This window comes from Microbacterium sp. A94 (genome assembly GCF_051842855.1).
Lineage (GTDB): Bacteria > Actinomycetota > Actinomycetes > Actinomycetales > Microbacteriaceae > Microbacterium.
The window spans coordinates 232,358-250,082 of record NZ_JBPXMU010000001.1; the positions used below are offsets into that span (position 1 = coordinate 232,358).

18 protein-coding genes and 1 tRNA gene are annotated in these 17,725 nt (G+C 64.2%); 10 read left to right on the forward strand and 9 right to left on the reverse strand.

Annotation, left to right across the window (positions count from 1 at the left end; all coding sequences use genetic code 11):
• Positions 1-50: 50 nt before the first annotated feature.
• From leuA to ACSU1L_RS01185, 3 genes are all read left to right on the forward strand, one after another.
• Positions 51-1,811 (forward strand): 2-isopropylmalate synthase, encoded by a 1,761-nt coding sequence (gene leuA, locus ACSU1L_RS01175; RefSeq protein ID WP_439254339.1) that lies wholly within the window; start codon positions 51-53, stop codon positions 1,809-1,811.
• 121 nt (positions 1,812-1,932) lie between these two features.
• The gene (gene recO, locus ACSU1L_RS01180) at positions 1,933-2,676 is read left to right on the forward strand and encodes a DNA repair protein RecO (protein WP_439254341.1); all 744 of its coding nucleotides are present in this window, start codon (positions 1,933-1,935) and stop codon (positions 2,674-2,676) included.
• On the forward strand, positions 2,673-3,473 hold the full coding sequence (locus ACSU1L_RS01185) for an isoprenyl transferase (protein WP_439254342.1): 801 nt from the start codon (positions 2,673-2,675) through the stop codon (positions 3,471-3,473). The genes recO and ACSU1L_RS01185 overlap by 4 nt, the downstream gene beginning before the upstream one ends.
• An 84-nt stretch (positions 3,474-3,557) precedes the next feature.
• Here the strand turns inward: ACSU1L_RS01185 and ACSU1L_RS01190 are convergent, their stop codons facing one another.
• Positions 3,558-4,148: an AAA family ATPase gene (locus tag ACSU1L_RS01190; RefSeq protein WP_439254344.1), complete on the reverse strand. Its 591-nt coding sequence runs from the start codon at positions 4,146-4,148 to the stop codon at positions 3,558-3,560.
• Positions 4,145-4,699 (reverse strand): AAA family ATPase, encoded by a 555-nt coding sequence (locus ACSU1L_RS01195; RefSeq protein ID WP_439254345.1) that lies wholly within the window; start codon positions 4,697-4,699, stop codon positions 4,145-4,147. Before ACSU1L_RS01195 ends, ACSU1L_RS01190 begins: the two co-directional genes overlap by 4 nt.
• Positions 4,700-4,751: 52 nt before the next feature.
• Between ACSU1L_RS01195 and ACSU1L_RS01200 the strand changes: the two genes are divergently transcribed.
• Positions 4,752-5,447 carry a DsbA family oxidoreductase gene (locus tag ACSU1L_RS01200; RefSeq protein WP_438255776.1) on the forward strand — a complete coding sequence of 232 codons (696 nt, stop codon included), beginning with the start codon at positions 4,752-4,754 and terminating at the stop codon, positions 5,445-5,447.
• A gap of 40 nt (positions 5,448-5,487) precedes the next feature.
• Here the strand turns inward: ACSU1L_RS01200 and ACSU1L_RS01205 are convergent, their stop codons facing one another.
• Together ACSU1L_RS01205 and ACSU1L_RS01210 are read right to left on the reverse strand one after the other, a co-directional pair.
• Positions 5,488-5,994, reverse strand: coding sequence for a hypothetical protein (locus tag ACSU1L_RS01205; RefSeq protein ID WP_439254347.1), 507 nt, complete (start codon positions 5,992-5,994; stop codon positions 5,488-5,490).
• A gap of 38 nt (positions 5,995-6,032) precedes the next feature.
• Entirely contained in the window at positions 6,033-6,536 is a 504-nt protein-coding gene (locus ACSU1L_RS01210) for a glutathione peroxidase (protein WP_439254348.1), read from the reverse strand.
• Between the two features lie 60 nt (positions 6,537-6,596).
• Here ACSU1L_RS01210 and dusB point away from each other — a divergent pair, with 60 nt between their 5' ends.
• The 5 genes from dusB (at position 6,597) to ACSU1L_RS01235 (ending at position 11,968) form a co-directional block, all read left to right on the forward strand.
• Positions 6,597-7,751 carry a tRNA dihydrouridine synthase DusB gene (dusB, locus tag ACSU1L_RS01215; protein ID WP_439254350.1) on the forward strand — a complete coding sequence of 385 codons (1,155 nt, stop codon included), beginning with the start codon at positions 6,597-6,599 and terminating at the stop codon, positions 7,749-7,751.
• Positions 7,702-9,114 carry a deoxyguanosinetriphosphate triphosphohydrolase gene (locus ACSU1L_RS01220; RefSeq protein ID WP_438255780.1) on the forward strand — a complete coding sequence of 471 codons (1,413 nt, stop codon included), beginning with the start codon at positions 7,702-7,704 and terminating at the stop codon, positions 9,112-9,114. The genes dusB and ACSU1L_RS01220 overlap by 50 nt, the downstream gene beginning before the upstream one ends.
• A 1-nt stretch (position 9,115) precedes the next feature.
• On the forward strand, positions 9,116-10,975 hold the full coding sequence (gene dnaG / locus ACSU1L_RS01225) for a DNA primase (RefSeq protein WP_439254351.1): 1,860 nt from the start codon (positions 9,116-9,118) through the stop codon (positions 10,973-10,975).
• 37 nt (positions 10,976-11,012) lie between these two features.
• The gene (locus tag ACSU1L_RS01230) at positions 11,013-11,789 is read left to right on the forward strand and encodes an ATP-binding cassette domain-containing protein (RefSeq protein ID WP_438255782.1); all 777 of its coding nucleotides are present in this window, start codon (positions 11,013-11,015) and stop codon (positions 11,787-11,789) included.
• A 106-nt stretch (positions 11,790-11,895) separates the two neighbouring features.
• Positions 11,896-11,968: transfer RNA gene (locus ACSU1L_RS01235), tRNA-Asn, on the forward strand.
• Between the two features lie 161 nt (positions 11,969-12,129).
• Here the strand turns inward: ACSU1L_RS01235 and ACSU1L_RS01240 are convergent.
• Together ACSU1L_RS01240 and def are read right to left on the reverse strand one after the other, a co-directional pair.
• On the reverse strand, positions 12,130-12,660 hold the full coding sequence (locus tag ACSU1L_RS01240) for a septum formation family protein (protein WP_439254353.1): 531 nt from the start codon (positions 12,658-12,660) through the stop codon (positions 12,130-12,132).
• A 119-nt stretch (positions 12,661-12,779) separates the two neighbouring features.
• The gene (gene def, locus ACSU1L_RS01245; RefSeq protein WP_438255784.1) at positions 12,780-13,346 is read right to left on the reverse strand and encodes a peptide deformylase; all 567 of its coding nucleotides are present in this window, start codon (positions 13,344-13,346) and stop codon (positions 12,780-12,782) included.
• A gap of 62 nt (positions 13,347-13,408) precedes the next feature.
• Here def and ACSU1L_RS01250 point away from each other — a divergent pair, with 62 nt between their 5' ends.
• Complete coding sequence (locus ACSU1L_RS01250) at positions 13,409-14,458, forward strand: DMT family transporter (RefSeq protein WP_439255029.1); 1,050 nt, start codon at positions 13,409-13,411, stop codon at positions 14,456-14,458.
• On the opposite strand, the gene pgl is transcribed toward ACSU1L_RS01250, so the two are convergent.
• The 3 genes from pgl to zwf are packed head-to-tail and all read right to left on the reverse strand — an operon-like array spanning position 14,452 to position 17,713.
• Positions 14,452-15,228, reverse strand: a complete 777-nt coding sequence (gene pgl / locus ACSU1L_RS01255) for a 6-phosphogluconolactonase (RefSeq protein ID WP_438255785.1) — start codon at positions 15,226-15,228, stop codon at positions 14,452-14,454. The two genes, ACSU1L_RS01250 and pgl, sit on opposite strands and share 7 nt — an antisense overlap.
• 5 nt (positions 15,229-15,233) lie before the next feature.
• The gene (locus ACSU1L_RS01260) at positions 15,234-16,169 is read right to left on the reverse strand and encodes a glucose-6-phosphate dehydrogenase assembly protein OpcA (RefSeq protein ID WP_439254355.1); all 936 of its coding nucleotides are present in this window, start codon (positions 16,167-16,169) and stop codon (positions 15,234-15,236) included.
• Complete coding sequence (gene zwf / locus ACSU1L_RS01265; RefSeq protein ID WP_439254356.1) at positions 16,166-17,713, reverse strand: glucose-6-phosphate dehydrogenase; 1,548 nt, start codon at positions 17,711-17,713, stop codon at positions 16,166-16,168. The genes ACSU1L_RS01260 and zwf overlap by 4 nt, the downstream gene beginning before the upstream one ends.
• Positions 17,714-17,725: the final 12 nt, after the last annotated feature.

The following is a 17,725-nucleotide window of genomic DNA, read 5'->3' on the forward strand; positions in this document are numbered from 1 at the left end:
GCGGCGCTTGTGTTGGCCCGTTCAATTTGACGAAGAGAAGAAGCCCCACCATGCAAAACTTCCAGCGCCCGTCTGCGATGCCGATTCACAAGTACCGGCCGTTCCACGAGCTGATCGCTGTCGACCTCCCGGACCGGACCTGGCCGTCTCAGCGCATCACTGAAGCACCCCGCTGGTGCGCAGTCGATCTGCGTGACGGCAACCAGGCGCTGATCGACCCGATGTCGCCCGAGCGTAAACGCGTCATGTTCCAGCTGCTCGTGAGCATGGGATACAAGGAGATCGAGGTCGGCTTCCCCTCGGCGAGCCAGACCGATTTCGACTTCGTCCGCCAGTTGATCGAAGAGAACCTCATCCCGGCTGACGTCACCATTCAGGTGCTGACCCAGGCGCGAGAGCACCTGATCGAGCGCACCTACGAGTCGATCGCCGGGGCCAAGCAGGCGATCGTGCACCTGTACAACTCCACGAGCGTGCTGCAGCGCGAGGTCGTGTTCCGCAGCGACAAGCAGGGCATCATCGATCTGGCTCTCGAGGGCGCGCGGCTGTGCCGCGAGTTCGAGAAGCGGATTCCCGAGACGCAGGTCTTCTACGAGTACTCACCGGAGAGCTACACCGGCACCGAGCTGGAGTTCGCTCTCGACATCTGCAACCAGGTCATCGAGGTCTTCGAACCGACTCCCGAGCGCAAGGTCATCATCAACCTGCCCGCGACGGTTGAGATGGCATCCCCGAACATCTACGCCGATTCGATCGAGTGGATGAGCCGGCGCCTGAACCATCGGGAGAACATCATCCTCTCGCTGCACCCGCACAATGACCGCGGCACCGCGGTTGCGGCTGCGGAGCTCGGTTACATGGCCGGAGCCGACCGCATCGAGGGATGCCTATTCGGTAACGGAGAACGCACCGGAAACGTCGATCTGGTCGCACTCGGAATCAACATGTTCACGCAGGGCATCGACCCGCAGATCGACTTCAGCGACATCGACCAGGTCAAGCGCACTGTCGAGTACTGCAACCAGCTGCCGGTGCCTGAGCGTAGCCCCTGGGCGGGTGACCTCGTGTTCACCGCGTTCAGCGGATCGCATCAGGACGCCATCAAGAAGGGCTTCGAGGCGATGGAGGCCCGCGCCGAGGCTGAGGGCAAGACAATCGATGAGATCGAGTGGGCGGTGCCCTATCTGCCCGTCGACCCGAAGGATCTCGGTCGATCCTATGAAGCAGTCATCCGGGTGAACTCGCAGTCCGGCAAGGGCGGCGTCGCGTACCTGCTCAAGACCGATCACGCCATCGATCTGCCGCGCAAGCTCCAGATCGAGTTCTCCGGGGTCGTGCAGTCCAAAACCGACAGCGAGGGCGGCGAGGTCACCAGCGACCAGATCTGGTCGATCTTCAACGACGAGTATCTGCCGGCCGAGGCCGCGGAGGCGAAGTGGGGCCGGTACGAGCTGCTGGCAACGCAGACGCGCAGCGATATGTCCGGCGAGGTCGTGCTCGATGTCGTGATCCGCGATGGAGACGCTCAGCACGCAGTCACGGGCCAGGGCAATGGCCCCGTGGCAGCTTTTGTCGAGGTGCTGCGTGCGCAGGGCTTCGACATCACGGTGTACGACTATGTCGAGCATGCTCTCAGCTCGGGCGGCGACGCCCAGGCCGCGGCCTATGTGGAACTCCAGATCGGAGATCAGCGGCTGTGGGGCGTCGGCATCGACGGCGATATCTCCACCGCATCGCTCAAGGCGATCGTGTCGGGTGTGAACCGGTCGATCCGCACGCGGGTGGCGAATCCGGAGCTCGCCAGCGTCTAGTCTGGCTCGTCCTCTCGGCATCCGGTTTTATCGTCGAGACCCCCGCGTGTGAATACGAGGGGGTCTCGACGTTCGGTGCGGTGACCCAGCCATTCTCGCGCGCACGGGAGATAATCGAACAGTGCCCACCTACCGAGACGAAGCGGTGATCCTCCGCACCCACAAGCTGGGGGAGGCGGATCGCATCGTCACCATGCTCTCGCGGCGCAACGGCAAGATCCGCGCTGTTGCGAAGGGCGTACGCCGCACCTCATCGAAGTTCGGCTCACGGCTGGAGCCGTTCATGGTCGCCGACGTGCAGCTGTATCAGGGGCGCTCGCTCGACATTGTGCAACAGGCGGAGTCGCTCGGCGCCTACGGCAGTGATATCGCCGCACACTACGATCGCTTCACCTCGGCCAACGCCATGGTTGAGACTGCTGATCGGCTGAACGACGCAGAGGCCACACCCGAGCAGTACCTGTTGCTCGTCGGCGGCCTGCGCGCGCTTTCTCGTGGCGAGCACGCCCCACGCAGCATCCTCGATTCCTATCTGCTGCGCGTCATGTCGCTTTCGGGCTGGGCACCGTCTCTGAGCGACTGCGCTCGGTGCGCGTCGCCCGGGCCACACCGGAGCTTCGTCGGGCAGATGGGCGGGATGATCTGCGCGGACTGTGCTCCCGCCGGAAGCCCACGGATCGCCGAATCAACTCTGCAGCTGCTGAGATCGCTCCTCCGCGGTGAATGGGACGAGGTCGACGCAGCGCCGCACGCCGCCACAGCAGCGGCCTCGGGGCTGATCTCGGCCTATGCGCAGTTCCACCTGGAGCGCGGCATCCGCTCGCTCGCCCATGTCTCGGATTCGCCACGAGAGGGAAACTATTGACTAAGCCCTACACCCACAAAGACGCCGTCGCGTATCGCCCGCTGGACTGGACCGGTGTTCACCCGCCAGCGTTCGGGAAGATTCCCGAGCATGTCGCGATCGTCATGGATGGCAACGGGCGCTGGGCGAACAAGCGCGGACTCACCCGCATCGAGGGGCACAAAGCCGGTGAGGAAGTTCTGCTGGATGTCGTCGCCGGCGCCATCCAGGCGGGCGTCAAGCACCTGAGCGTCTACGCGTTCTCGACCGAGAATTGGGCGCGCTCACCCGAAGAAGTGCGCTTCCTGATGGGGTACAACCGTGATGTGCTGCACCGGCGTCGCGATCAGCTCAACGAGTGGGGTGTGCGGGTGCGCTGGGCTGGGCGCAAACCGCGGCTGTGGGGATCGGTCATCAAAGAGCTGCAGTACGCCGAGAAGCTCACCGAGGGCAACGATGTCCTGACGCTCACGATGTGCGTGAACTACGGCGGTCGGGTGGAGCTCGTCGACGCCATGCGCCGGATCGCTGAGGACGTCGCCGCCGGCAAGGTCAAGCCCAAAGCGATCAGCGAGAAGATGATCCGTCGGAACCTGTACGTTCCGGACATGCCCGACGTCGACCTGTTCCTGCGCTCTTCGGGCGAGCAGCGCACGTCGAACTTCCTGCTCTGGCAGTCGGCTTATGCCGAGATGGTGTTCCTCGACACGCTCTGGCCGGATTTCTCCCGCGAGGAGCTGTGGTGTGCGATCGAGGTCTACGTGTCGCGTGACCGACGCTTCGGCGGTGCGGTCGATGTGCCGGATGCTGGCACGTGAGCCGCGTGGAATCGTAGAACCCCAGACCGCAGAACAGCACGAATTTCGCAGGATCTGCTGGAATTGCTGCGAAGTTGCTGTTGTTCAGCGAGATTCGTGCTCCCGCTGCGCGCGCAACCACCGCTCCGTCTCACGCGGGTGTGCGAGCCGGACGATTGTCAGATGCGGGAACTGCGCCCGCTTCAGCGGCATCCGGTCTGCCCAGAACCCGCGCGTCTGGGTCTGCCAGGCGAGGATGTTCTCGGCAGGGTCGCGTGTCGCCAGCAGTTTCCGGAGCGGCTTTTCGACGTTGCCGTTGTACATCTGCGTGCGCAGGATGCTCCGCGCCAGCGTCCGTCGGATCAGCCGAGCCCGCACCACCGGGAACGGATAGTCGAGCCAGATCGCCAGTTGCGCGCGCGGCGTCATGATCTCGTCGGTGCCCTTGCTCGTGTACTGCCACTCGGTCACCCAGCGCTGGGTGGCGGCGAAGGTACGAACGTCGTCGAGGAACTCGGGTCGCGGTGTCCAATTCGGGCCGTGGTAGAGCGCATCGATCTCATGATGATCGAGTCTCCAGAGCTCGGCGATGCGCCGTGCCAGGGTCGTCTTTCCCGATCCGGTGACCCCTGCGATCAGTACCCGTTCGGGCAGGAAAGGCAGCGGATCAGCCGCGGTCAACAGAGGCGCGGTCATCTGCGCAACCACTGCTCCGTCTCACGAGGATGACGCAACCTCATGATCTGCAAAGACGAGAAGGCCTTCTCGATCTCCGGCATCCGCCGGTCCCATTTGTACCGGGTGTCTTTCTGCCAGCGCATGATGTCGTTCTCGCCGGACCAGGCCTCGCGCGTCCACAGGGCCGGTTCCACGTTTCCATTCCATAGCCTGGTGCGCATGACCCGTCGACGGAGGGTGCGAGCCACGAGCCGCCGTCGAACGAGTGGCCAGGGATAGTCGAGCCAGACGACCAGATCGGCGCGCGGCACGAGGACTTCGTTGGTCCCCTTGCTCGTGTACTGCCACTCGGTCACCCATCGCTCGGTGGCGGCGAAGGTACGAACGTCGTCGAGAAACTCGGGTCGGGGCGTCCACTCCGGGCCGTGGTAGAGCGCATCGATCTCATGGTGATCCAGCTTCCAGCGCTCGGCGATGCGCCGTGCCAGGGTCGTCTTTCCCGATCCGGTGACCCCCGCGATGAGTACGCGCATCGGCGCTACGGGGAGCGGGTCATCGACACAGAGCATCCGAAAATTCTATCTGCGGAATACACGCGGCTGACGAGAGGTTGTTGGTGATGTGACTGAACCCATCGCAATTGAAATCTGGTCCGACATCGCCTGCCCCTGGTGCTACATCGGCAAACGCAACCTCGAGCAGGGCCTTGCGGCGCTCCAAGAAACGCAGGGCGCGGATGCCCCGCAGGTCAACATCACGTTCCACTCCTTCGAGTTGGCACCCGATACGCCGGTCGACTTCGACGGCAACGAGGTCGATTTCCTGTCCGGACACAAGGGGATGCCTCGTGAGCAGGTCGAGGGCATGCTGGAGAACGTCACCAATGTCGCAAAGAACGCAGGCCTGGAGTACCGCTTCGATCTGCTTCAGCACACCAACACGGTGAAGGCACACGAGTTGCTTCACCATGCGAAGTCGCAGGGCCTGCAGCTCGAGATGGAAGAGCGGCTAATGTCGGCCTACTTCACCGAGGGCAAGCACGTGGGACGCGTCGACGATCTGGTCGAGTTGGCTGTCGAGGTGGGACTGGATGCCGACACCACGCGCCATGCGCTGGATAACGACAAATTCCTGCCGGCCGTGCGACAGGACCAGGCGCAGGGACGTGCCTACGGAATCCAGGGTGTGCCGTTCTTCGTCATCGACGGGCAGTACGGCATCTCCGGTGCGCAGCCACCGGCGACGTTCGAGAACGTCCTGAAGGACCTGTGGTCCAAGCGCGGCGAGCCGGTGGCAACTGCTGAGGGATCCGCCTGAAGTCAGACGAATCCCTCGCGAGCTGAAGCCGGAGCTTTGATCAGGCGGCAGGCCGCCAGATCACTGCGCCGGTGGGGCTGGCGTCGGCGGTGCGCACGAGCGGACGATTGCCGGTAGTGACAGCGATTTCGCGCTCGGCCGCCGCGGCAACGAGCTGTTCGCGGAGCTTCTTCCACGCCTTCATGCCGTTGAGGGTTCCGGAGAACTCGATCGCACGTGAGACACCCAGAGTGGCGCCCTCAGCAGTCGAAACGAGCTGGTACACGACGTCGTCGTCGTTGTAGTGCGTCTGCGCCCAGGTGCCGTCATCCTGCGTGCGGACGCGCTTTGTGCCTTCGATGAGGGGCGCCGCAAAGGCTCGGACCGTGGCCTCATCGGCAGCGAAAGTGATTGTTGCGCCGAGCCCGTCATCGCCGGCCTGACGGTCCTTCTTCGCTTCCCAGCGCTGAGCTCCAGCACGGCGGGCCTTACGCTTCAGGATCAACCCCACCATGGGCAGAACGATGACGATCGCGAGGAGGAGGTAGATGAGGATTTCTTGGTCCATGCCAATACTCTCTTGGGCCGCAAAGCCCGTTCCCGCGGTCAGCGAGCAGCCGAGGTAAGCGCCGTCTCGATGGCTTCGACGATCTCCGGCGAGTCGGGCTTCTGCTTCGGTCGGAACCGCTGAACTGAGCCGTCGGGCAGGACGAGGAACTTCTCGAAGTTCCACTCCACGCGACCGGCCTTGCCCCCGGCATCCGCTGACTGCTTCAACGCTTTGTAGAGCTCGGTGGCGTTCTTGCCGTTGACCTTGACCTTGTCGTTGACCGGGAAGCTCACGCCGTAGGTCGTCGAGCAGAACTCCAGAATCTGCTCCAGGGACCCGGGCTCCTGGCCCAGGAACTGGTTGCACGGGAACCCGACAACGCTGAAACCCCGTTCGCCATAGGTGCGCTGGAGCTGTTCGAGCTGCTCGTACTGCGGGGTGAGGCCGCATTTCGACGCCACGTTGACCACCAGCAGCACGTCGGAGCCGAAGTCGTCGAGGGTCTTCTCGGCTCCTTGAGCATCAATGAACGGAATCTGGCGCAGCGCGGAATCGGTCATATCCACAGCCTATGACGCGTTGAGGCTGCAGAGGCCGGAGGGTGGGAGAATGGAGAGGACATGAATATCGCTCCTGCACCCGCGCGCGCGTTGCGCATCGGCCCGATCGCCCTCGACGTGCCTGTCGTCCTCGCGCCCATGGCGGGGATCACCAATACCGCCTTCCGCCGGCTCTGCCGTGAGTATGGTGCCGGACTCTACGTCAGCGAGATGATCACCTCGCGTGCGCTCGTTGAGCGCAACGAGACCACGATGCGACTGATCCAGCACCACGAGAGTGAGACGCCGCGCTCGATCCAGCTCTACGGCGTCGACCCGAAGACCATCGCTGATGCGGTCAAGGTCATCGTCGACGACGATCACGCCGATCACATCGACCTGAATTTCGGATGCCCCGTGCCGAAGGTCACGCGTAAGGGCGGGGGAGCAGCTCTCCCCTGGAAGACCAAGCTTTTCGCCGATATCGTCGAGCAGGCTGTGAAGGCAGCAGGAGATATTCCGCTGACGGTGAAGATGCGCAAGGGCATCGACCCTGACCACCTCACGTTCATCGACGCGGGCCGCGCCGCCGAAGATGCCGGAGCCGCCGCTGTCGCGCTGCACGCGCGCACGGCCAACGAGTTCTACTCCGGCCACGCCGACTGGAATGCCATCGGCGAGCTGAAACAGGCAGTCACAAGCATCCCTGTGCTGGGCAATGGTGACATCTGGTCGGGTGAAGACGCTGTGCGGATGATGGCGCAGACCGATTGCGATGGCGTGGTCGTCGGACGCGGATGCCTCGGACGTCCGTGGCTGTTCGGAGAGCTGGCCACGGCCTTCGGCGCTGAGTCTCGTCCGGTCGATGCGACACTCGGTTTTGTCGCGGATGCGTTCCGTCGTCATGCGGAGCTGCTCATCGAGTTCCTCGGCGACGAAGATCACGGTTGCCGCGATATCCGCAAGCACGTCGCCTGGTATTTCAAGGGCTACCCGGTCGGCAGCGACGTGCGCACCGGTCTCGCCACTGCGCAGAGCCTGGCGCACATCGACGATCTACTCGGCCAGCTCGATCATGACGCGCCGTACCCCGGTGAGGATGCTGAGGGTCAGCGCGGACGTGCTGGCCGCCCGAAGCGCACGGCGCTGCCGGAGAAGTGGTTGGATTCCCGGGACGTCGCAGCCGATGCCAGCGAGATGCTGCGAGGAGCGGAAATCGAGAATAACGGTGGTTGAGGTTCTCGCGGAGGGCTACGAGCCCCGCGACGCTGAGCGTTACGTCGCTGAGACTCACCGATCTGAGCGCGACGGCTTCGCCCGTGATCGTGCGCGCGTGCTGCACTCAGCCGCACTGCGCCGGCTCGCTGCGAAGACCCAGGTACTGAGTCCCGCCAGCACGGCTGATTTCGCCCGCAACCGTCTGACGCACTCGCTGGAAGTTGCACAGGTCGGGCGTGAGCTGGCGGTCGCGTTAGGAGTTTCTGCCGATGTCGTAGACACAGCCTGCCTCAGCCACGATCTCGGGCATCCGCCCTTTGGCCACAACGGTGAACGAGCGCTCAACGACTGGGCTGAGGCCATCGGCGGTTTCGAGGGCAATGCGCAGTCACTGCGAATCCTGACGCGTCTGGAAGCCAAGGTCCTCGACAGCAGCGAGCATTCTGTCGGGCTCAACCTCACCCGGGCGAGCTTGGATGCGACCTGCAAATACCCGTGGACAGTCGACAGTCCGATGCCGGATCCGGGCGGACGGTTGAAGTTTGGCGTCTACCCCGAAGATGAGGCCGTGTTCCGTTGGATGCGTGATGGCGCTCCCGGGCGCCTGCGCTGCATTGAAGCCGAGATCATGGATCTCTCCGATGACATCGGGTACTCGGTGCACGATTTCGAGGATGCCATCGTCAACGGCTACCTCGACGTGGCTCAGCTGTCGGATCCGGCGGAGCACCACGCTCTTGTCGGACGCATCCAGCAATGGGTCGGCTACGACTTCACGCGCGAGGAGCTCGCCGATGGTCTTTATCGGCTCACGCGTCAGCCGATGTGGCTGAAGTCGTTCGATCGTTCCCGTCAGGACCTCGCCCGGTTGAAGAACCTCACGAGCGACATGATCGGCCGTTTCGCTCGGGCTGCTGTTGCCGCGACGCGAGATGCGTATGGCGGCCCGACGCTCGCCCGCTACAACGCGCATGTCGTTGTTCCTCGCGTCGTGGAGACCGAGATCGCCGTACTCAAAGGCATCATGGGGCAGGCGATCGTCACCATTGAAGCGCGCAAGGGCGTCTACAAGGAGCAGCGTCGTGTACTCAAACGCCTCGCCGATGCGCTCTGGTCGACGGACGCGCTGTGGAACGCCGGTGAAGACGTGCTGGAGCCCGCGTTCGCTGCAGATTTCCTAGACGCGACAACTGATGCCGAGCGCTCCAGGGTCATCGTCGACCAGATCGCCAGCCTGACCGATCAGACAGCATTGGACTGGCACAACCGACTGGTGGGAGACATCGACCCGGCCGAGGTGGGCATCTGGAGCCCGCGCACCGCACGGGTCGGTTCCAACCGATCGCTGGCCGCTGCGCAAACGGTCGAAGGGGCCTTCTGACATGGCGCGGATCCGTCAAGCAGACGTCGATGAGGTGAAATCCCGCACGAACATCGCCGATATCGTCGGTGAGCGTGTGGCACTGAAGTCTGCCGGTGTTGGATCCCTCAAGGGGCTGTGCCCGTTTCACGATGAGAAGAGCCCGAGCTTCCATGTTCGCCCGCAGGTCGGTTACTACCACTGCTTCGGTTGCGGCGAGTCTGGCGACGTCTACTCGTTCCTGCGGGAGATGGACCATGTCAGCTTCACCGAGGCCGTTGAGCGGCTCGCGGGACGCATCGGTTACACACTGAACTACGAAGATGGCGGAACGGCGCCCGACAACAGTGGGCGCAGCCGGCTGTACGCGGCGAACTCCGCCGCAGCGGAGTTCTTCCGCGGCCAACTACTCACCAGCGACGCCGAAACCGGCCGTCGGTTTCTGGGCGAGCGTGGTTTCGACGCGGGCGCAGCGGCGCACTTCGGCGTCGGCTTCGCTCCGCGGGGTTGGGACGGCATGCTGAAAGCGCTGACCGCACAGGGCTTCACCCGCGACGAACTTCTGGCCGCAGGGCTCGTGTCGCAGGGGCAGCGCGGTGTCTACGACCGGTTCCGCGGACGCCTGGTGTGGCCGATTCGAGATGTCACCGGCCAGACGATCGGATTCGGTGCGCGGAAGCTCTTCGACGACGATAAGGGCCCGAAGTATCTGAACACGCCAGAGACCGTGATCTATAAGAAGGCGCAGGTCCTTTACGGACTCGATCTCGCCAAGCGTGACATCGCCCGGGGGGATCCGCGACGCGTTGTTGTCGTCGAGGGGTACACCGACGTCATGGCCTGTCATCTGGCGGGGATCACGACGGCGGTGGCAACCTGTGGCACCGCCTTCGGTACCGAACACATCAAGGTGCTGCGCCGGATCATGGGTGATGATTCCGCATCCGGCGAGGTGGTCTTCACGTTTGACGGTGATGAGGCAGGTCAGAAGGCCGCGCTGCGCGCATTCACTGAAGACGACCGCTTCAACGCACAGACGTTCGTGGCGGTTGCGCCCAATGGCCTCGATCCGTGCGATCTGCGCCTGCAGCGCGGTGATGCCGCCGTGCGTGGGCTGATGGACACCAAAGTGCCGATGTTCGAATTCGCGATCGATCGAAAGCTTGCCGGATTCGACCTGGCAACAGTCGAGGGCCAGGTGGGAGCGCTGCGCGCTGCTGCCCCGATCGTGGCCGAGATCCGGGATCGACTTCTGCGGCCCGGATACGAGCGGGTTCTCGCGCGACGGCTGGGCATGGACCCCACCGAGGTGCGCGCTGAAGTCGAGCGGGCGGCACGCGGGCAGAGTCAGACACAGGCACGACGAGAACCCGCACAGGCGGCGCCGACTGACGCTGCGAGCGCCGCTGTCGCCCCGGTGACACTGGCGAGTCTGCCGCGTACGGCGGATGTCGTGATGGAGCGTGGTGCACTGATGGGCGCCCTGCAATACGGGCACCAGGTCGATCAGCCGATGCTGGCACGGGCGCTGGAGGTGCCGTTCCGGCATCCGGCTCTCGAAGCCATCCGCGAGGTCATCGTGGCTGTGCCGGATCGCACCCGGGTCGGGTGGGCGATGGATGCAGTAAACGCCGTGCGTGAACCGTACCGCTCCCTCGCCGGCGAGCTGCTGATGACGCCGTTCCCGGCGCGCGATGAGGCTGGGGCCGTGGCGTCGACGGCCGATCTTTGTCGGCGTATGGTGCTGCGCAACCTCGATCGGGAGAAGAACGAGCTTCTCGGTGCCGTGCAGCGCGTGCCGGCAGATTCCGACGGTGGTCGCGCGCTACGAATACGATTGCGGGATCTTGACATCGAGCGTCAGCGGTTCACCGAGTCGTAACCGCCCGGTATACCGAATCCGGGGGAGGATGGGCGTTATGTCTGGCAGGTCTTCTTCCCCGTACGCGATCGACTGTTCTGATCTGGTTATCGATCGGGTCGGGCACGGCCTTGCCACCCGGGCCGTCGACGGGGTGAGCTTCGAGCTCTCGCCCGGTGAGCTCATCTGCGTCGCGGGACCCACCGGCTCCGGCAAGTCGACGCTGGTGGCTGCTCTGGCAGGTTCTACCGATCCTTCGGTTCGAATCGTGGGCGGACACGCTTCGGTCTGCGGTGTGAACGTGCGAAAGCCGGGACGTCGGCACCGCGAGCTCACCTACCGCACGGGGTTTATCCCGCAGAGCGCCGGTGCGGATCTGCCGCCCACACTGACGATCAGCGAAGTGATCTCCGAACCCATTCTTATCCGTGAGAAGCGGGTGAACACCAAGGCCCTCGCGATCCGTGTCGCGACGCTCCTCGATGAGATGCACCTGCCGTTGGGAACCGCATCGAAGTTTCCGTATGAGCTGAGCGCCGGGATGCGCCAGCGGGTGGCGATTGCCCGGGCATTCGTACTCGAGCCGCGCGTACTCATCGCCGATGAGCCACTGGCCAACCTCGATCTCGAGGTTCGACCGGTCGTGTTCGATGCGATCACCCGTCGGCGCAAGGATCAGGGGCTCGGCGCATTGCTGGTCACGAACGACGCCGCATTCATCCGCGAGTTGAACGCGGAGACGTTGATGCTCAGGGGTGGGCACGTCGTTGCCCGCGGGGTGGGAAAGGACCTGCTCTGGGTGCCGAATGGGCAGTCCGATTCGCGCGTGCGGTGACCCGTTCGCGGCGTGGTTCGACGACACGCCCGAGGGCTCGGGCGATGTCGCAAGCACCTGCAGGAGTTTGCTAAGATTGTAGAGTTGCCTCGGCGACAGTGCCTGATCCCCAATAGCTCAATTGGCAGAGCAGCCGACTGTTAATCGGCAGGTTATTGGTTCGAGTCCAATTTGGGGAGCAAAACAGAAGGCGCCACATCCTCCGGGATGGGGCGCCTTCTCTCGTTGGGCGTGCGCGGCCGCCGCGGCGTAATCAGCGTGCGGCAGCGCCTGCTTCACCAGAAGCAGAAGAGGCCCCACCGGATGGTGGAGCCTCTTCAAAAACAGTGCGAGAAAACGATCAGCGTGTGGCGCCCTTCAGCGATCCGGTGATCTCCAGCGGTGTCTCGCCGGTCGGGTCAGCGGGGTCGGGCTCGTAGAGGACGCACTGCACGAGGCGGTCATCGGCGCTGTCCCAGGTTTCTTCTGTGGGCGTCAGCCACCAGAAGTCGAGCACGGACTCGAAGTAGTCGAATCCGACGAAGTCGGCGAACGCCGGCACGCACTGCGCCTCAACCTCGGCGGTGATCTCGTCATCGCTGGGCAGGGTGTCGCCGGTGAGCTCGAACTCAAAGAACACTTCGTTGGTGTGCGGCTCTTCGCAGGGCACGACGGGCGTGTCCTGGATCTCGCCGGCCGTGTCGCTCTCGGGCATGCAGTCGCCGACCTTGAGCGAGAAGATGTCGATCGTCGCCTCTTCGGTGACGTTGCCTCCGTCATCGCGCTGGGCGTCGCCGACGCCGAGCACCATGCTGCTGCATCCGCTGAGCGCAAGGCTCAGAGCAACCGCGGAGCCGGCAAAGGCCCAAGCCGTGCGTGTACGCATTTTCATTCGTCATTCCCTCATAGAAAGCTGTGGAGGGCAGGAAACATCAACCTGCCCTCAGTGAACGCTACTCAGCGTGAATATGCGCCGCAACTTTGAAAATGCGTCCGAAAAACGCTACGCGCTCAGCCATCCAGATCGTCGATGCCGGGCATCCAACTCGATCCGGGACGCCCCCATCCACGCTTGCGGGAGATCTTCTGCACAGTCTTCCAATCACTGTCAGACAGGCGATCGACATAGAGGATGCCGTCGAGGTGATCGAATTCGTGCTGCATGATGCGCGCACGCCACCCGTCGACCTCGATGCGCACGGGAGAACCGTCCAAATCGAGACCGGTCACGAGAACGCGGTCCGCTCGTCGCAGCGCGAAACGCTCACCGGGGAATGACAGGCATCCCTCGGATTCCTCTTCCGGGTCGGGGGAGCCGGGCTCCGGCGGTGACATCCACAGGACCGGATTGATCAGAACCCCGCGCCAGGGCTGGTCATCGTCGTCGACGTACGCGTAGGTGTAAATGCGCAAGGCCACACCGACCTGAGGTGCGGCCAATCCGACGCCGGGAGCGGCGTCCATCGTCTCGTACATGTCAGCCACGAGAGCGCGGATCTCGTCGTCGATCTCTTCGACGGGGGATGCGAGAGAGTGCAGAACAGGGTCGCCCATGATGCGAATCGGTAGAACAGCCACGCCACAACCCTACTGTGCAGGTTACGCCCGGTAATGTTTTCCCTGTGAGTGCAAGCGTATGGATGACCGCGTCGGATGTCGGCGATCAGCTTGTCGGCGCATTTCAGAACCCGGCACTCCTGCTGGGGATCCCGCTCGCCCTCGCTGGCGCCGTGTTCATGTCGCTCGGAGCGCAGTATCAGCACCGTGGCGTGGAGAAGGTGGAGCGGCTCAGCGGTGCCGACGGTGCCACGGGCCTGAGCATCGAGCAGCTCAAGCGGTTGCTGACCCGCCCGTCCTGGATCATCGGCACCGTCATGCTGATGCTGGCCATCGTGTGTCAACTCGCCGCGCTCGCGGTCGCACCGCTCATCGTGGTCCAGCCGCTAGGGGCGATCGCCCTGGTGATCACTACGCTCCTCAACGCCCGCATCTCGGGACACACGCCCACGAAGAAATCGCTGATCGCGATCGGCGCCTGCGTCGGCGGCATCTTCATCTTCGTGTTTTTCGCTGCAATATTCGCCACCGAGCAAGAGATCGCGGACCGCGAGCTCTTCACGATTCTGGCGATCCTGCTGGTCGTGATCATCGCGCTCGGCGGATGCTGGCTGGTCCTGCGCCACCGCATGCGCGCGCTGTTCTACGTGGTCGGTGCCGGCATTCTCTATGGCTTCGTCGCGACGCTGGCCAAAGCGGTCATCAAACGGGTGCAGGCAGGGGAGTTCGACTGGATCACCCTGGTCTGCGTGATCGCACTCGTCGCGGCTTCTGCCGTCGGCGCATACTTCGTGCAGACCGCGTATAGCTCCGGCCCGCCGGACCTCGTCATCGCCGGTCTCACCGTCGTTGACCCGCTGATCGCCGTCCTGATCGGAATGCTGGTCCTCGGGGAAGCCGCAGCAGCCCCGCAGTGGGTTCTGGTGTGCTTCGCAGTGGCCGGTGCGATTGCCGTGTGGGGAGTGGTCGGACTCGCCCGGTACCACCCACAGGTCCTCAGCGAGAGCCAGGAGCTGGCCATTCGCCGCGGCAGCGACGGCACGGGAATCGTGGCCAATCCTCCGACGGAATCAGCGGACGGGAGCGCAGCCGGGCTGCGCGGCGACGAAGACGGTGAACTGCGCGGTCAGTAAGCCTGATCGATGAGGTCTTCGGAGACCTCAGCGGCTGCTGCCTGGTCGACGAAGAAGATCGTACGCTTGCGCCCCTTGGCGCCGGCTGCCGGCACATTCGTGTAGCTGGCGCCAGCGAGAGCGAGTCCGAGCGCGGAGGCCTTGTCGGCTCCCGTAAGCACCAGCCAGACCCGCTTGGACGAGTTGATGACCGGACGCGTCAACGTCACCCGCTCTGCCGGTGGTTTCGGCGAGTCCCGCACCGGCAGGGCCGCAGCATCCGTCTCGGTGACCTCGGTGCGATCCGGGAAGAGCGAGGCGATGTGACCATCGGGGCCGACACCGAGGAAGCACACCGCGAACGACGGCCACGGGTGTTCGTCGGTGCCGAACTTCTGCAGTTCGGCTGCGTAGTCGGTGGCCGCCTCATCCAAAGTCTTACCGCTGTCAGATGCGGCAACCTCGTGCACGTTCTCAGCCGGAACCGCGATGTGGTTCAGCAGCGCCTCACGGGATTGCACCGCGTTGCGATCGGCGTCATCAGCGGGAACGAAGCGCTCATCTCCCCACCAGAAGTGCACGAGTGACCAGTCGATCTTGTCGACCTTCGGGTGCTCGCGGACAGCCTGCAGTACGGAACCGCCCATAGAGCCGCCGGTGAGCGCGATGTGTGCGATGCGACCGTTCTTGGTGCGTGCCTTCACCCGGGTGAGGAAACGATCCGCGACGCGCTCGGCGAGAGCGGTCGGGGTCTGCTCCACGACGACGAGCTTCTCCGCGGATGCCACCATTGCGTTCAGTCTCCTGTCTCAGGCGCACCGAGCTTCTGCCAGCCCTCGGTGATCACTCGACCGTACAGGACGTCGGGGTCGAGGCGCCGGAGCTCCTCAGCAAGGCACTCGCGCAGGGTGCGTCGTGGCAGGTGTAGCTCATGGTCGGGCTGGCCGGGCTGCGTGAGCACAGCGACGCTGGTCTCAGGACGCTCGAGCAGGATGTCGCCGCTGGCACGGGTGAGCCGTACCGACTTGATGCCTGCTTCCCAGTGGGACGGATCCTCGTACTGCCAGCGCACCGGCACATCCAACGACAACTGCAGCCAAGCGGCGAGCAAAGCGGTAGAGGGAGAAGCCGCAGCCCCAAGCACCTCAGCCGAGGTGATCGTCTCGTACGGAGGCTGGTCGAGCACAGCAGCCAACTGCTCGCGCCAGTGCGTCAGACGCGTCCAGGCGAGATCAGTGTCACCCGGAGCATGCGACTTTCCGAGCAGGATGAGTTGCTCGCGCACATCGTCGCTGTTGGCGGCATCCGTGATCCGGCGCTGAGCGATGCGGCCCAGCGGCGATGCTGCCGGGTCGACCGGTGCTTGCTCCGGCCACCACGCAACCACAGGGGCATCGGGTAGCAGCAGACCTGTGACGAGGCTTTCCTCGTTACTGGCCGCCGCGCCGTAGGCGCGCAGCACGACCACTTCACTGGCTCCGGCATCCCCGCCAACGCGGATCTGAGCGTCCAAATGAGCGTCACCTTCGCCCGTGGTGAGCACGATGACACGCATCGGATGCTCGCGCGAGGCATCGTTGGCGGCGTCGATAGCGGCCTCGGCGACGCCGTTGCGCGCCGAGATGATGAGGGTCAGAACACGGCCGAGAGCGACAGCGCCGCCCTCTTCACGGACCTTGACCAGTTGCTTGGCAACCTGGCTGACGGTGGTGTCGGGAAGGTCGATGATCACGGTCGTCTCCAAACGCGTCCGTCACGGGCAAGAAGGGCATCAGCGGATGCTGGCCCCCAGGAGCCGGGAGCATACTGCTCCAGCGGTCCGCCGACGGCTGCCCAGTACTTCTCTACCGGATCGAGGATCTTCCAGCTCAGCTCCACCTCCTCATGGCGGGGAAACAGCGGTGGATCGCCCAGCAGCACGTCGAGGATCAGCCGCTCGTAAGCCTCCGGGCTCGCCTCCGTGAAGGCATGGCCGTAACCGAAGTCCATCGTCACATCGCGCACGTTCGTGCCGGTGCCGGGAACCTTCGAACCGAATCGGATTGTGACGCCCTCATCAGGCTGCACACGGATGACGAGCGCGTTCTGCCCGAGCTCAGAAGCATTGCTGCGCCCGAACAGGTGCTCTGGGGCGCGGTTGAAAACCACCGCGATCTCGGTCACACGGCGGCCCAGACGCTTGCCGCTGCGGAGGTAGAACGGCACGCCAGCCCAGCGACGGTTCGCGATCTCCAGCTTGATGGCGGCATAGGTCTCGGTGATCGACTCGGGGTTCATGCCGTCCTCGCCGAGGAAACCATCGACCTCTTGGCCACCCTGCCAGCCACCGGCGTACTGCCCGCGCGCTGTCGCCTGGGACAGATCGTCTGGCAGTTTGACCGCCGCGAGAACCTTCTCCTTCTCGGAGCGGAGGTGCTCCGCCGACAGGCTGATGGGCTCTTCCATCGCGGTGAGTGCCAGGAGCTGCAGCAGGTGGTTCTGAATGACGTCGCGCGCAGCACCGATGCCGTCGTAGTAGCCGGCCCGCCCGCCCACGCCGATATCCTCGGCCATCGTGATCTGCACGTGGTCGACGTAGTTGCGGTTCCAGATCGGCTCGTACAGCTCGTTCGCGAAGCGCAGCGCCAGAATATTCTGCACCGTCTCCTTGCCGAGGTAGTGGTCGATGCGGAAGATCGAGTCGGCCGGGAAAGCCACCTCCAGCGCCTGGTTGAGCGCACGCGCCGAATCCAGATCGTGTCCGAACGGCTTCTCGATGACGACGCGGCGCCAATGATCGCTGTCGCGATCCTCACCGACGAGTCCCGAGTCTTTCAACTGCTTGGTCACCAGCGGGAAGGACTTTGGCGGGATGGACAGGTAGTACGCGTGGTTGCCCATCGTGCCGCGTTCCACATCGAGCTTCTCGACGGTTTCACGCAGCTTCGCAAAGGACTCCGGGTTGTCGAACTCACCGGAGACGAAACGGATGCCCTGCAGCAACTGCTGCCAGGTCTCCTCGCGGAACTCGGTGCGGGCGTGCTCCTTCACCGCTTCGTAGACGACCTGAGCGAAATCCTGGTCCTCCCAATCGCGACGGGCGAAGCCGACCAGCGCGAAACCCGGGGGCAGCAGCCCCCGGTTTGCCAGGTCGTACACCGCGGGCATGAGCTTCTTACGCGACAGGTCGCCGGTCACGCCGAAGATCACCAGGGCACTGGGGCCGGCGATGCGATTGAGGCGACGGTCATCGGGGTCGCGCAGGGGGTTATTGCCGCGCGAAACGGAAACGGTCATCGGTGCGGGAGT